The organism is Marinomonas balearica (assembly GCF_004362145.1).
Lineage (GTDB): Bacteria > Pseudomonadota > Gammaproteobacteria > Pseudomonadales > Marinomonadaceae > Marinomonas > Marinomonas balearica.
Map to the genome: position 1 here is coordinate 86,810 of NZ_SNXC01000012.1, position 14,088 is coordinate 100,897.

Here is a 14,088-nt window from a genome sequence, read left to right on the forward strand (position 1 = left end):
TTACAGAGATTTAATATGAATGGCGATCGCTCGACCTCGTTGCCAATTGATGGCAACCGATTGTTCATTCTTAAGCGACACAAACGCCCCTGCTGGCACACACGTTTTTCTGTGCGATTCAGAATCTAGAAACTCACCTGCATCCAAAGCATAAATTCCCTTAAATACTGAAGACTGCGATACTTCAAAAGCAACATCACATGAGCCACTAATGGGTTGAACATCGGCATTAAGCGAGTGCTTTCGAACCATGATGTTTAGATCCTCAATCGCACCGTTATGAAGTGTTGCATTGGTTTCGTCTCCGCCATAGAAGCAAGCGATATCTAGCGGAGCTTGTAGCACATCCTCACCGTTAAATTCGCCCGAATAGGAAAGCATCATGCCTTTGCCTGACAACAAGACCAAAGTGCGCTGCAAGCCCGAGAAATCGGAAAACAAACCGTCTTCTACAACCGATGCCTGACTGATACGAAACAGAACGCCTTGTTCATCTTCCACTCGAATAATTTCCAGAGTTTCACCTAAACCGTTTTTCCACGGCATCCGCTTGAACGAACTTGATGGGGTAATTTGATGTGTTTTAGTCACTAAGCAGCCTCCTATTAAGAAGGCTGGTATAGTAACCTAAAATCAAGTTGTATATACAAGCCAACTTTCAGACACACCAAATTCGAATATAAAAAAACCGCATAGTTTAAGCTACGCGGTTCTAATATTTTCGACATGACTCAAGTATCGCAAACAAAAAGCTCTACTGAGGTATCAAAAGGCGCTTTAGTGCGCCTCATCCCAGTTGTCACCTAACCCTGCTTCCACCAGCAAAGGCACGTCGATTTCAGTGGTATTTTGCATGATGTCGATGATTTTAGCCTGTGCCGCTTCAAGGTCTTTTTCAGCAACTTCGAAGATTAATTCATCGTGTACTTGCATGATCATTTTGACGTCTAGGTCGGTTTCAGCCAGCCAATCGTGCATTTTGATCATGGCGCGTTTGATGATATCGGCTGCGGAGCCTTGCATCGGTGCGTTGATCGCGGTGCGCTCTGCCGCTTGTCGCATCATGGCGTTACGCGCTTTGATTTCAGGCAGGTACAAACGACGGCCAAAGATGGTTTCTACGTAGCCTTTCTCTTTGGCGTTTTCGCGCGTTGTTTCCATGTAGGTGCGAACGCCGGGGTAACGCTCGAAATAACGTTGTACGTATTTTTGCGCTTCGGGGCGGCTAATGCCGAGCTGCTTCGCCAAACCAAATGCCGACATGCCGTAAATCAGACCAAAGTTAATGGCCTTAGCTCGGCGTCGCTGTTCAGTGCTCACGTCCTCTACGGCAACTTCGAAGACTTCCGCTGCGGTTGCTTTATGAACGTCTTCATCATGAGCAAAGGCATCGAGTAACCCTTTATCTTGTGATAAATGTGCCATGATGCGAAGCTCGATCTGAGAGTAATCGGCCGCTAGGAGTTTATGCCCTTCTGGCGCAACAAATGCCTGACGAATACGACGGCCTTCTTGAGTACGAATTGGAATATTCTGTAGGTTTGGATCAGTGGAAGACAAACGCCCTGTCGCGGTTACTGCTTGATGGTATGAGGTATGAATGCGGCCCGTATGTTGAATCATTTCTGGCAATTTATCAGTATAAGTCGATTTCAGTTTTGCCAGACTGCGGTGTTCCATAATAAGGCGAGGCAGTTCATAGTTCTCAGCCAATTCTTGCAGAATCGGTTCCGCAGTAGAAGGCTGACCTTTTGGCGTCTTCTTAATGATTGGCAATCCCTGTTTTTCGAACAAGATTTCTTGAAGCTGTTTGGGTGAGCTTAGGTTAAATGCTTGCCCTGCTTCTTCGTGCGCTTTGATTTCCACTTCTTGTAGGCGTGATGCAATTTCAGCACTTTGAGTATGAAGACGATCAGGATCAATTAATGCGCCTGTTTGCTCCATTTTTGCCAGAACAGGCACAAGAGGCAGCTCAATATCAGTGAACACGCTAACAAGCTCTGGTGTTTTCTCAAGCTTAGGCAGAATAGCTTGATGCAAACGTAGTGTGATGTCTGCATCTTCCGCCGCGTAAAATGCCGCTTGTTCAAGGTCGATTTGATTGAAGGTCTTCTGTTTAGCGCCTTTTCCTGCGATGTCTTCAAATTTAACCGTAGAATGCCCAAGGAACTTAGACGATAAACTGTCCATGTCATGACGAGTGCCTGTTGAATTGAAGACATACGATTCAAGCATGGTATCGAATTTGATGCCACGCAGTGTGATGTCATAGTTATTCAGTACGTTTGCATCGTATTTAAGGTGCTGACCTACTTTCGCCTTGCCGTTATCTTCAAGCCAAGGTTTTAGTTGCTCAAGAACCCAGTCTCGGTCTAACTGCTCTGGTGCGTCTTCGTAATCGTGTGCCACTGGAATGTACGCGGCTTTACCCGCTTCAATGGCAATGGAAACGCCGACTAACTCGGCTTCCATATAGTTAAGAGACGTCGTTTCAGTATCAAATGCAACAAGGTCGGCTTGATTGAGTTGTTCCAACCACTGATTAAAACGTTCTTTGTCGAATACCGTTTCGTATTGAATTTCCACGTCGTTGGCGGCCGGAACATCCTCTGCTTCATCGGAATCGCTCGCGCTTGCTGCGCCACCAGCGGTCGGCGCTTTGTCTATATCACGTAGCCAGGTTTTGAATTCCAGCTTCTGAAACCACTCACGTAGTACTTCTTTGTTGATCGGCTCGTTTTTCAACGCATGCATGTCAAAGGGTAATTCTACATCGCACTTTATCGTCGCCAATGTGTATGAAAGCTCCGCCATGTCTCGGTTGTCTTCCATCTTCTTAGCCATGGTTTTTGAACCACGAAAACCCAATGCTGCAATATCATCTAAACGTTCGTAGATCTCTTTAATACTGCCAATACCTTGCAGTAACGCAAGGGCGGTTTTTTCGCCCACTCCCGGTACACCAGGAATGTTGTCGACTTTATCGCCCATCAACGCAAGGTAATCGATAATAAGTTCAGGGGGGATTCCGAACTTATCTTTAACGCCAGGTATGTCCATTACCGTATCTGTCATGGTATTCACAAGGGTTACTTTATCTGTAACCAACTGAGCCATGTCTTTATCGCCTGTTGAGACGATCACCTCTCGGCCAGCCTCACCCACTTGCTTGGCAATCGTACCAATAACATCATCAGCTTCCACGCCTTCGATAATGACCAGCGGCAAGCCCATGGCTTCGATCATTCGATGGATCGGTTCAATTTGAAGACGAAGATCATCTGGCATCGGTGGACGCTGTGCCTTGTATTCACTGTAGATTTCATCACGGAAGGTTTTGCCTTTGGCATCGAATATCACCACTATTGGCGATTCAGGGTATTTGCCGATTAGGCTGCGGATCATGCTAATAACACCACGAGCCGCATTGGTTGGTTGTCCCTCACTGGTGGTTAAAGGTGGGATAGCGTGAAAAGCTCGATATAAATAAGAAGAGCCATCAACCAATACCATTGGCGCTGTATTTGTCTGATCCGACATGGAAAATCCTCGCAAATAACCCAAAGACACTTCAACAAAAGTGACTCAAAAACAGGTTACAAAATTAGTCATTAGAAATTGGCTATAGATTAACATAAGCCCACTCACGACCCATAGCAGGCAGCGCAATATTCATGTGGTCAAAAGAGGGCATTACGACCGTTAGAAGATATCAGAAAGTCACCTCCGCTTTGTAATCACAGAGAAATCGCTAAGATAATGTTGGACAATCAATGCTTGATTGGCATTCAAAATGAAAACACACTTGATCAATGCCGTTCTTTTTCGAACAACGAAGCGCCCAGTCTGCTTGCTTTTGCAGTTGGTCAAATTCTGTCAGGTTTCCCATATCTGAGACTCCGATGTTGACTAAAATGCTCTCTCTGTCGATACCTTTATAACCTGTCGCTCCGAGCCAAGAATGAAAATCATCGGCGATATTCTCTATTTCATCCGCCTCTGGGTTCACTAATACCGCTAGAAACTCTTCGCCTCGCCATCGAGCCAGTCCGTGACTGCCTTGATAAACGATGCGCAGTCGTGAAGCAAATTCGATCAAGATACGATCTGCCACCGCATACCCGAAAGTGGCCTTTAAATGAGCGAAGTTTTCCACGCCCAATTTTAATACAACGATATTCGCACTAGAGGTGACCCTTTTTCTCCATTCTTTCAAACCTCTTTGATTGCGTAGATCTGTTAAATAATCTCGATCTGCTTCATTTTGAGTTCGCTGCAAAACAGCCAACATCCGATGATATTTGTTCGCATAAGACAGTTGATAAGGTACGACAAGAATGAAAAATAAACTTGTCGGACCAAATGCAAACAATAACTCAAGACCTCTTGGCGTATTCAATTCTGACGGATGAAATATCAAATAAGTAAGCATGGGAACCGCGATTAAAAACCAATTAGCAATAATATAATAAGGCAGCCTCCCTACGTTCATTAGCAACAACAGCAACGCTGATGTCACAATAATAAATGGCATAATAGGTGGAAAATGCTCTACTAAACTCAGATGTTGGTTCCAAGCTTTTATAACGAATTGCCAGGATATGGGGATAAACGATGTTAAAAACGTAAACTGTAACCAAATGATCGCCCATTTCATTTTCGACCGAGGACAAAACCGCAACACCCCCCACAGAACTACGAGCGTAGAGAACGCATAAAGTGCCCCAATCCAATGCGACTCCAATTCTGGCGGAAATAAGGAGTAGAACAGCAACATGAATGAGGTACATCCAAGTCCTGCAGCAACCATCCTTTTAAACGCTTTTTCAAAACCAAGCGGGGTATCTTTCATTGAGTGCTCTTGTAAAAGTTGAGGTAGCTTACTCAGAAGAATAAGTCGATTTTTCGTCCATTTGAGAATAAAAGGAGGTTCGATTTCTTCCATTTCGTATTGAGAAACGCATCGCCTCTTCCGCTTCTTTGAGCACGAGAGAAAAATCCGACAAGCCGCTAATTCGGGAGACCCCCAAGCTCAAGGTGACATGATGACCAAGCTCTTCTTTATAGGGTATTGAATCTAACGCGCGTCGGAATGTGTCCGCTTCATTTTTAATACGCTCTTGATCGGGGTTAATTAAAACAATTAGAAACGTTTCACCCGCCCACCGAGCTAACCGAAATGGGCCGTCGTAAACGACTCGAAGCCGCGACGCTATTTCTACCAACGCTCGATCCCCTGCTTCATAGCCTTTCACTTCATTCAGATGCTGAAAATGATCAACATCAGCCAAAATCACTGCGACTGAAGTCTCTAGAGGCATTGCATTTATCCAGCGTTCAACGCCTCGACGATTCAATAGGTCGGTTAGGCTGTCTCGGTCTGCATCCCTCATAGCGCGGCTGATGTTTGTTGATAACTGTTGGTACTTGAAATACAGCTCTTTTTGATGAGGTATAATCACAAAGATAAAGAAGCTTGTTGGTCCAAATGCGACTAATAGCTCTATTCCACGAGGGCTTAAAAGTTCATCAAGGTGAAAGACTAAATAGGAAAGGACTGGAAACGCCTGCACCAACCAACTAACGCCAACTCCCAAAATCGCAGTTTTGGTATGCAGCAATGTCAGCACAACGATGCTGGTAACAATAATAAACGCGGTGATCGGAGGAAAACTGTCTACTAGCCGCCATTCCCCCATCCATGCCCCAATCACAAAGTACCAAGTCAATGGAATAAACGTTGTCAGGAAAACAAATTTTAGAGCAGATGCAATCCATAATGTGCGGTTTTTTGGGGCAAAATACGCATACACACGCAAGCCTCCCAAAACGGTAAGGGCATAATAACCGCTTACAGCGTAGGCTTTGTATTGGGGTGGGTAAAGCGCATAATACGCAATCACAAACACGCTACACGCGATGCCACCTGCCAATATTCTATACGTAGCATTAACAAGAGATTCATACTGAATACTTGAGTATTCCATTTATCAAACACCCTTTGCCCCTATTTCATTTTTTATACTAGCTCATATTGTGAAAAATCCTCTACGAAATGCCATTTTCTCGCTGTAACGAATTGACCTTTGGATTTCAATTGTGGAGCATTAGCAACCTTATAAGCGTCATTCTCACACAACACTCGATTTAGGTATTACAACTTGGCCGTTTACACTTCCCTCACGGACTCAGACATGCGCGACTTAGTCGCTGACTACTACCTTGGTGAATTAGTCTCTTTTCAAGGTATTTCTGGCGGCGTTGAAAACACGAATTACTTTCTAACCACCACAACAGGCCGATACGTTCTGACCCTTTTTGAAGAGTTTGAATATGAGGAAGTGCCCTATTTCTTAGACGTTGTCGCACACTTGAAACATAAAGGTTTTAACGTACCCGCAGCGTTAATCGATTGTCACGGCGAACGACTGCGAATTGTAAAAGATCGCCCAGCAATCATCGTTGACTGTTTCCCCGGTGGATTACTGGACGGCACAACCATAGAATCATGCGAAATCATGGGAACGGCACTGGCGAAACTGCATATCGCAGGAATGGATTTTTCTGATCATAGAGAGAGCCATCGAGGTATTCAGTGGTGGCAAGAGACTTCTAAAAAACTGGCACCTGAACTTGAATCGCATCAAGCTCATCTGTTGCTTGAACAAGTCGCGGAGTTTGATGCCTTTATTGAGCAGCATGACCATGAAATACCAAAAGGTACAGTTCATGGTGACTTGTTTTATAACAATACGTTATTTGAAGGTGAGCAATTATCCGCTATTATCGACTTCTATAACGCATGTTACAGCTGGCTAATGTACGACTTAGCCATTGTTGTAAACGATTGGTGCTCTGATATAGAAACGGGTGAGCTGGACATGGAAAAATACCATGCTTTGGTAAACGCGTATATTCACGAACGCCAACCAAACGCGGCTGAAATCAACGCTTGGCCGTACATGCAAAAAGTCGCAGCGATGCGTTTTTGGCTATCTCGCTTGGAAGCATGGCATGGCGCCAAACACGACCCTGTGCGATTAGCTCAACAACATGATCCAATAGAACTGCAACGAATCTTGGAAGCAAGAATTCGTTACACACCAAATTTAGTGGAGTAAACAATGTCTGTCCGTCATATTATCGCCAGTACGCTGCTTTTGGCCGGCTTCAGCACTGCACAGGCGCATCCCCATATTTGGGTAGATTCAGACTACTCATTAAATATTGACACACCTTCAATTGACGCCGTGTCAGCGCACTGGGAATTTGACCTCTTTACAAGCGCCAGCTTAATCGCTGAATTCGACGTAGATGGTGATGGCAGCCTAGACGGACAGGAAAAATTCAATACGGCGGAAGCCCTGACAAATCTGGAGAAATCCAACTACTTTGTACGGATACAAGTAGACGGCGAAGAGATCACACCTGCGTCTTATACTGTAACAGACGTAGAAGTAAATGATCAGCTGCTCAAGATGTCGTTAGGCATCTCCTTACCGGATCAGGTAGACCTTCAAAGCCATACTTTAAGTCTCGCGTTTGGTGATGAATCTAACTATTTCGCAATGGTGATTCCCGAAACTGGCTTACTCAATTTGTCCGGTCGATTGGCAGAAACCTGCACGCCAACAGTACGCGATGCAGAAGCCTACCAGATCGAAGCTTGGGTCGATTTACGGTGTGATCCTTAAGCCGACCTTTTCCACTTTCATATTTCATTCTTGGTCTTTTCATTAGACTCATTTTCCGTACAATCCCTTTTCTTAATTGAGGGGTGGCCACAAGCCTTCCTCTCCAGCAGCTCATTTATCAATGAGCTGCATTCTTGAAAACACAGCACACACCGTGCTTAACCGGAAACTTCAAATCATGAGCCTGTTAATCTCCATTTGGATTAAGTTCTTTTTCCTATTTGCCCCCTTCTTCGTTTTATCCATGTTTCTTGCGCTAACCCGCGGTGAAAGTATCGCGTCACGGAAAAAAGTAGCAAATAAAGCCATTATCGCCGCGGCAGCCATCGCTATTGTATTGCTGTTCTTTGGCAGCGCTTTATTTGAAGTATTAGGCATTACCTTAGACTCTTTCCGAATTGGTTCAGGGATCCTTTTGTTCATGTCTGCATTAAGCCTCGTAAAAGACGGCACCCGCAACCATGTTACCGCAGGGATGCCATCCGAAGAACGAGATGATATCTCGGTGGTTCCGCTCGCGGTTCCTACTATCATTGGCCCTGCGACCATTGGTACGGTTCTCGTTTACGGTGCTGATTTTCAAGGCTGGGATTTTGTCATTGGACTCGCGGGTCTGCTGCTCGCGTTAGCAACCTTGTTGGTGATTCTCTATTCAGGCTCATTGATTGAAAAGTTGTTAGGTCGCACAGGATTAAATATCCTCTCGAAAATAACAGGATTGATACTGGCCGCTATGGCAGCACAAATTTTCATGAGCGGCGTTATGGGCTTTCTAACACCGCTCATAGACGCTTAAAAGCACTCGTTTGAATCGGTCGAACAATACAACAACGGTTGCAATTCTTGTCATTTTGAACAAGAATGTTATTTTGTAACATTCTTGTTCAAAGCCTTGGAACTTTTACGCGACGAATGACTCTTTATAGAGATTGTGACAGTAGGAGCAATACTGCAAACGCAGTAGGATAAGATTAAACAAAATACAGCATAAAGGCTTAGGGTATTAATGTGACAACTTGGAAATGGCTAGTTGGAATGGGGCTAGCGTTGGCTTCAGGTAGCGTGTGGGCGTTCGACCTTTCAGGATATCAAGATTTCACCCAGTGGATAATGACCTATCAACGAGAGTTCCATCGCAGTTTAGTGGGGGCGGTTCGAGGCCTTTCAAAAGGCGAAAACATGGCACTGTTATGGTCGTTAGTATCAGTAAGCTTCGGCTATGGTGTTTTTCACGCAGCAGGCCCGGGCCACGGTAAAGCGGTTATCGCTTCTTATATGTTGGCAAGTAAAGCTCCGTTAAGAAAAGGCGTTTCCATTGCTTTTTTAAGCGCAATGGCACAAGGGCTAATGGCAATCACTGTTGTATTGATCATGGCTCAACTCTTTTCAGTTGCAGGGAAAGCGGTACAAATAAGTCGCTTTTTTGAACTGGTGAGCTTCGCAGCGGTTGGTTTTATTGGTGTTTGGATGTTGTCACGTCTCATACGTGGTAAATCGAGTTGTGGGCACGATCACAGCCATGATCATTTACACCACCATGAACATAGCCATGACGGCCATATTTGTTCACATGATCATTCGTCAAGCCACACATGCAGCCATCATGAACATGAACAAAGTTTAGAATCACAATCAGAAACAAAAACAGCACAACGAAGCCTTTGGGCAATGGTCGCGGCCATCGGAATACGACCCTGTTCTGGCGCGGTACTCGTTCTATTGTTTTCACTGAGTGCAAACATCTTACAATGGGGCATTCTATCAACACTTGCGATGTCGTTAGGAACCGCTATAACAGTCTCGATACTTGCGATTACAAGCGTTATGATACGCGGTGCTGGCACACATTGGAGCCACGGTATTTGGCGACAACGTTTGCAAAAAGGCTTTGGCTACTTTGCCTCATGTGCGCTAATCGTTATTAGCGCCTCAATGATTTGGAGCGACCTTACTACCAGTCGTGCATTATTTTAATATGACAGAACACTCTAACGACCACACTTCGCAGTCAGAACACAATCACAGTCATTGCATTGAGCAAGCACTGGAAACCGCTGAATCTCTGTGCGCGGAGCACGGACAACGGTTAACAAAAGTTCGTCGCCGCGCGCTTGAGTTGATATGGCAAAGCCATCGCCCACTTGGTGCGTATCAGCTGCTTGCGAAATTGGCCGAAGAAGGCTTCAATTCAGCGCCGCCTACCGTATATCGGGCGTTGGAGTTTTTGTTAAGTGCAGGGCTCATTCATAAAGTTGAATCCATGAACGCTTACTTAGGGTGCGCTCATGCAGACAAACCGCATAAAGGTTATTTCCTGATTTGCGACGAGTGTCAGAATGTTATGGAGTTCGACTATCAAGATATTCACAAAATCCTCATAGACAAAGCGGCCACGCAAGGGTTTCAACTGCGCTCTGAGACGATTGAGTTAACTGGGCTGTGTTCAAGCTGCCAAAATGGTGACGACGAAGGTGGATGCAAGTGAGCACTTGTTTAGCAGAACTGTCGAATATCGGCATTACTTTTGGTCAAAGAAAACTGCTGTCGAACATTGATATACGGTTGCACCAAGGCGAAATTGTAACCTTAATTGGTCCAAATGGTAGCGGTAAAAGCACGCTTATCAGGACGTTACTCGGTCTGCAAAAACCTTCAGAAGGGCAAATAAAACGGCATGAACACCTACGTATTGGATATATGCCTCAGAAACTGCATATAGATCCGACGCTGCCGTTAACCGTAAAACATTTTTTAGGCCTCGTCCGAAATGTTGATAAAAAGGACATACTCCCAACGTTAAAAAAACTTGGCATTGAAGCACTCATTAACTCTCAAGTTCATGTACTGTCAGGTGGAGAAACTCAAAGAGTCTTATTAGCAAGAGCGCTTCTAAATAAACCCAACTTGCTTGTGTTAGACGAACCCGTTCAGGGTGTCGACGTCAATGGACAAATCGAGCTCTACAAGCTCATTGTGCGTATTCGGGACGAGTTAAACTGCGGTGTTCTAATGATTTCTCATGACCTTCATCTTGTCATGGCGCAAACAGACACCGTCGTGTGTATCAATCAGCATGTATGCTGCTCAGGCACACCTCAACACGTAAAAGGCCACCCAGCATACCAAGCTCTATTTGGCATACCGGGCGCAGAGTCATTAGCAATCTACTCACATCACCATGATCATGTACACGACGAACACGGTGATATCAAAACCGGACAACAAGACACAAATGCCCATCAACATACCCATAATTGTTCTCACTAACCTAATTCGTCTTACAACCAATTTTTCGGAGACTCATTCATGATTGAGCTAATGTTTAGAGCATTAGTAGGAGGATTAGGCGTTGCTGCCATAGCAGGGCCTCTTGGTGCTTTTGTTGTTTGGCGCCGTATGGCCTACTTTGGCGATACACTGGCACACTCAGCACTGCTTGGCGTTGCGCTAGGATTTTTGTTTGATGTTAATTTGAACCTGGCCATCATTGTCTTGTGTGTTGGTCTGGCTGCGGCTCTTGTCACATTACAAAAGAAAAACATCATCGCAACAGACACTCTTTTAGGCATACTCGCACACTCCTCTCTATCGTTAGGTATGGTGGCTGTGAGTTTTTTAGATGATGTTCGTATAGACCTGATGAGCTACCTGTTTGGCGACTTGTTAGCAGTCAGTCAAAACGATCTATATTGGATCTATGGTGGCGGAATTGCAGTATTGCTCCTTCTCATTACTTTTTGGAAGCCGCTTCTCGCAATGACAGTCAACGAAGAGTTAGCAAAGGTGGAAGGGTATCCCGTTGAAGCGACTCGCTTACTATTAATGTTACTCGTCGCTTTGGTGATCGCGGTAGCCATGAAAATTGTTGGGGTGCTACTCATTACCTCTTTAATGATTATTCCAGCGGCGACCGCTCGCAAATTATCTAATACCCCCGTTCAAATGGCATCAATGGCCAGTATCATCGGCTGCCTGTCTGTCTGTGCAGGATTATGGGTATCGTTTCAATGGGACACGCCCACTGGGCCAAGCGTCGTAGTGTGTGCGGCGGTGTTGTTCTTGATCACTTATTCAATTCCGGCAAAAAACAGAAAAGTGCCCTAAAGAAACTCGCGACTGTTATAAATCACGCCTATCCTTCGTCTAATAGAATATTAAACGAAAGGAGTACACCATCGTCATGTTTACGAGCATAAAGAGCCGACTTAGAGCCAGCTACATTCTGTTGCTGGTGTTGTTAGTTGTCATTTCAGGACTTTCTATCTCTCGCCTACAATCCCTTAATACTCATTTGGAAGACATTGTAGAAGAAAAAGCTGCCTTGGTAGAACTCAGCAGTGAACTGAACATTCAAGCAGAGAGCCTCGCCAGTCGCTTATTGCTTTTATTTGTTCTAGAGGAACGTAATCAGCGCATCGATATATACAAAGAGATTGATCAGAGAAATGCTCGTATGGATGCCATTCTGAACGAGATGAATGATTTGGTCACCTCTGAGGAAGACCAAACACTCGTGGCCGCGCTATCGGCCCAAAAGACCGCGTACCAAGCAGAGCTGCAATCAACGGTAGAAGCCATTGAATTTGGCGAACAATCCGATGCCAAAATGCAGATGGCTGGCCCAACTCGCCAAGCACTTCGAACGTTCTTAGACCAAGCAAATCGTTTGTCTGAACGTCAGAGTTCAATGATGTCAGAACGTCAACAAGCGGCGCTTTATGAAACGGACAGTGCCATCATCATTGCTGTTGTGACCAGTCTCATTGCAATATTGGCAGGCATAATCATGTCGATCTTGATCACTCACAGCATTGTTACTCCTCTTAATCAAGTCATCACGCTTCTAGCCAATGTGGCAAAAGGCGACTTAAGCCAAAAAGCGAATATCAAGGCCAAGGGTGAATTCGCAGCTCTGGTTTCAAGCGTAGAGTCTATGCGTATTGGCCTTGTTGAGGTGATTAAACGCATTGAGACTAGTGCTCAAACGGTCGTATCTTCAACTGAAAACATGGGTGAGACCGTAAATCAGGTTCATGCAAGCTCTCATACCCAAGACAGTATGGCAAATGAGATAGAAGGCTCTGTGAACGGCCTCACGGAAGACATTCGCAGCATGGCATCACACGTCTCGATTTCTCGTAATCAAGCTCAAACCGCGCATGAGCTTGCGCAGAAAGGTTCTTCCATTATCTCTGCTACATCCAAAGACATCATCTCTGTTGCCAGTTACATTGATGAAACCTCTCATGCAGTAGAAAAACTCAATGAAGACGCAGCCGAAGTGGCGGAGTTCGTCACAAACATTCGCAATATTGCAGAACAGACGAACTTACTCGCTTTGAACGCTTCCATCGAAGCCGCCCGAGCAGGGGAAAGCGGCAGAGGTTTTGCTGTCGTCGCAGATGAGGTGCGTAACCTTGCGAATAATACAGCAAATGTGACTGAGTCGATCGACAAGATAATTACATCCATCAGTGCACAAGCATTGAAAGTATCACAAGAAATGGAGCACGGTCAGGAAAAAATGCGTCAAGGCGTTGAGCAAATTGACAGCGTTGTTGAGCCTTTAAGCCAACTAGAGCACGACTCGGCAGAGTCCTTAGAAAGTCTCGATAACCTTAACCAGCTGGCTCAACATCAAGCCGAAGAAGCAGAACAAATCGCCAATCGAGTCCGTGATATTGTGACCACAACTCAAGAAAATAATATCGCCGCAAAAACCTTGGCAACACTCTCTGATGATCTCACTGGTGCGGCAAACGCAACTCAAAGCGCAACATCAACGTTCCGTTTACCTTAACCGTTTCGCTAATAGCGGAACTATTCCGTTACTTGCACAAAAAACGCCCTTCATATAGAAGGGCGTTTTTATTTCTTCGCCTTGTGTCTCATGCATTACTGTTTTTTAAACGCAAAATAATCAGCCGAAAATTTACCCGCACCTCGTAACATTAGAAAAAGGCAAATGGTCAACCAAGTACCATGAGTTGGATAAGCATCTGGGTAAACAAAGGTTTGAATCACGAGCGTCATACCGGCTAATCCAAGCGCCGCAAAACGCGTAAGGAACCCGAACAGAATAAAAATAGGCAATACATGCTCTGCAATGGTTGCCAACACCGCTGCGATCATTGGAGGGATCAGGGGAAGTCCGTATTCGTATTCGAAAAGGAACACGGTCGACTCCGCCAATTTGGGCAAGCCAAACTGAAAGTTAAAGCTTATAAAATCCAAGGCAAAGCCTTCGACTTTGGTTTGTCCTGATTTCCAAAAGACCGCAGCCAAAGAAAATCGAGCCACGAACAACACTATAGATTCTGGAATCTTTTCAAACAACGCTATCGATTGACTGTTTAGCTTATCGAGCATTTAAAAATCCTTACGGTATATTTAT

At 45.0% G+C, this 14,088-nt stretch carries 13 protein-coding genes; 8 read left to right on the top strand and 5 right to left on the bottom strand.

Going from position 1 to position 14,088, the window contains the following annotated elements; genetic code table 11:
* The 4 genes from DFP79_RS10195 to DFP79_RS10210 form a co-directional block, all read right to left on the bottom strand.
* Positions 1-591, bottom strand: coding sequence for a HutD/Ves family protein (locus DFP79_RS10195; RefSeq protein WP_133503848.1), 591 nt, complete (start codon positions 589-591; stop codon positions 1-3).
* 186 nt (positions 592-777) lie between these two features.
* The gene (gene polA / locus DFP79_RS10200; protein WP_133503849.1) at positions 778-3,540 is read right to left on the bottom strand and encodes a DNA polymerase I; all 2,763 of its coding nucleotides are present in this window, start codon (positions 3,538-3,540) and stop codon (positions 778-780) included.
* A gap of 211 nt (positions 3,541-3,751) precedes the next feature.
* Positions 3,752-4,852 carry a GGDEF domain-containing protein gene (locus tag DFP79_RS10205; protein ID WP_166637685.1) on the bottom strand — a complete coding sequence of 367 codons (1,101 nt, stop codon included), beginning with the start codon at positions 4,850-4,852 and terminating at the stop codon, positions 3,752-3,754.
* A gap of 28 nt (positions 4,853-4,880) precedes the next feature.
* A complete protein-coding gene (locus DFP79_RS10210) occupies positions 4,881-5,987 on the bottom strand; it encodes a GGDEF domain-containing protein (protein ID WP_133503851.1) in 1,107 nt (368 codons plus the stop codon).
* 174 nt (positions 5,988-6,161) lie between these two features.
* Here DFP79_RS10210 and DFP79_RS10215 point away from each other — a divergent pair, with 174 nt between their 5' ends.
* The 8 genes from DFP79_RS10215 (at position 6,162) to DFP79_RS10250 (ending at position 13,494) form a co-directional block, all read left to right on the top strand.
* Positions 6,162-7,121, top strand: coding sequence for a homoserine kinase (locus DFP79_RS10215; protein ID WP_133503852.1), 960 nt, complete (start codon positions 6,162-6,164; stop codon positions 7,119-7,121).
* 3 nt (positions 7,122-7,124) lie between these two features.
* Entirely contained in the window at positions 7,125-7,694 is a 570-nt protein-coding gene (locus tag DFP79_RS10220; protein ID WP_133503853.1) for a DUF1007 family protein, read from the top strand.
* Between the two features lie 178 nt (positions 7,695-7,872).
* Positions 7,873-8,490, top strand: coding sequence for a MarC family protein (locus DFP79_RS10225; protein WP_133503854.1), 618 nt, complete (start codon positions 7,873-7,875; stop codon positions 8,488-8,490).
* Positions 8,491-8,702: 212 nt separating this feature from the next.
* Positions 8,703-9,668 carry a nickel/cobalt transporter gene (locus DFP79_RS10230; protein ID WP_133503855.1) on the top strand — a complete coding sequence of 322 codons (966 nt, stop codon included), beginning with the start codon at positions 8,703-8,705 and terminating at the stop codon, positions 9,666-9,668.
* Position 9,669: 1 nt separating this feature from the next.
* Positions 9,670-10,179 carry a Fur family transcriptional regulator gene (locus DFP79_RS10235; protein WP_133503856.1) on the top strand — a complete coding sequence of 170 codons (510 nt, stop codon included), beginning with the start codon at positions 9,670-9,672 and terminating at the stop codon, positions 10,177-10,179.
* Positions 10,170-10,961, top strand: coding sequence for a zinc ABC transporter ATP-binding protein ZnuC (gene znuC / locus DFP79_RS10240; protein WP_133503857.1), 792 nt, complete (start codon positions 10,170-10,172; stop codon positions 10,959-10,961). Before DFP79_RS10235 ends, znuC begins: the two co-directional genes overlap by 10 nt.
* 39 nt (positions 10,962-11,000) lie before the next feature.
* Entirely contained in the window at positions 11,001-11,798 is a 798-nt protein-coding gene (znuB, locus tag DFP79_RS10245) for a zinc ABC transporter permease subunit ZnuB (RefSeq protein WP_133503858.1), read from the top strand.
* 76 nt (positions 11,799-11,874) lie between these two features.
* On the top strand, positions 11,875-13,494 hold the full coding sequence (locus DFP79_RS10250; RefSeq protein WP_133503859.1) for a methyl-accepting chemotaxis protein: 1,620 nt from the start codon (positions 11,875-11,877) through the stop codon (positions 13,492-13,494).
* A 95-nt stretch (positions 13,495-13,589) separates the two neighbouring features.
* Here DFP79_RS10250 and DFP79_RS10255 read toward each other — a convergent pair whose 3' ends face one another.
* On the bottom strand, positions 13,590-14,063 hold the full coding sequence (locus DFP79_RS10255; protein WP_133503860.1) for a DoxX family protein: 474 nt from the start codon (positions 14,061-14,063) through the stop codon (positions 13,590-13,592).
* Between the last annotated feature and the right edge of the window lie 25 nt (positions 14,064-14,088).

Coding starts and splice junctions, on each gene's coding strand:
- polA (WP_133503849.1), bottom strand. CDS start 3,540: ATGTCGGATCAGACAAATACAGCGCCAATGGTATTGGTTGATGGCTCT.
- DFP79_RS10220 (WP_133503853.1), top strand. CDS start 7,125: ATGTCTGTCCGTCATATTATCGCCAGTACGCTGCTTTTGGCCGGCTTC.
- DFP79_RS10235 (WP_133503856.1), top strand. CDS start 9,670: ATGACAGAACACTCTAACGACCACACTTCGCAGTCAGAACACAATCAC.
- znuC (WP_133503857.1), top strand. CDS start 10,170: ATGCAAGTGAGCACTTGTTTAGCAGAACTGTCGAATATCGGCATTACT.
- znuB (WP_133503858.1), top strand. CDS start 11,001: ATGATTGAGCTAATGTTTAGAGCATTAGTAGGAGGATTAGGCGTTGCT.
- DFP79_RS10250 (WP_133503859.1), top strand. CDS start 11,875: ATGTTTACGAGCATAAAGAGCCGACTTAGAGCCAGCTACATTCTGTTG.
- DFP79_RS10255 (WP_133503860.1), bottom strand. CDS start 14,063: ATGCTCGATAAGCTAAACAGTCAATCGATAGCGTTGTTTGAAAAGATT.
- DFP79_RS10205 (WP_166637685.1), bottom strand. CDS start 4,852: ATGAAAGATACCCCGCTTGGTTTTGAAAAAGCGTTTAAAAGGATGGTT.
- DFP79_RS10210 (WP_133503851.1), bottom strand. CDS start 5,987: ATGGAATACTCAAGTATTCAGTATGAATCTCTTGTTAATGCTACGTAT.
- DFP79_RS10225 (WP_133503854.1), top strand. CDS start 7,873: ATGAGCCTGTTAATCTCCATTTGGATTAAGTTCTTTTTCCTATTTGCC.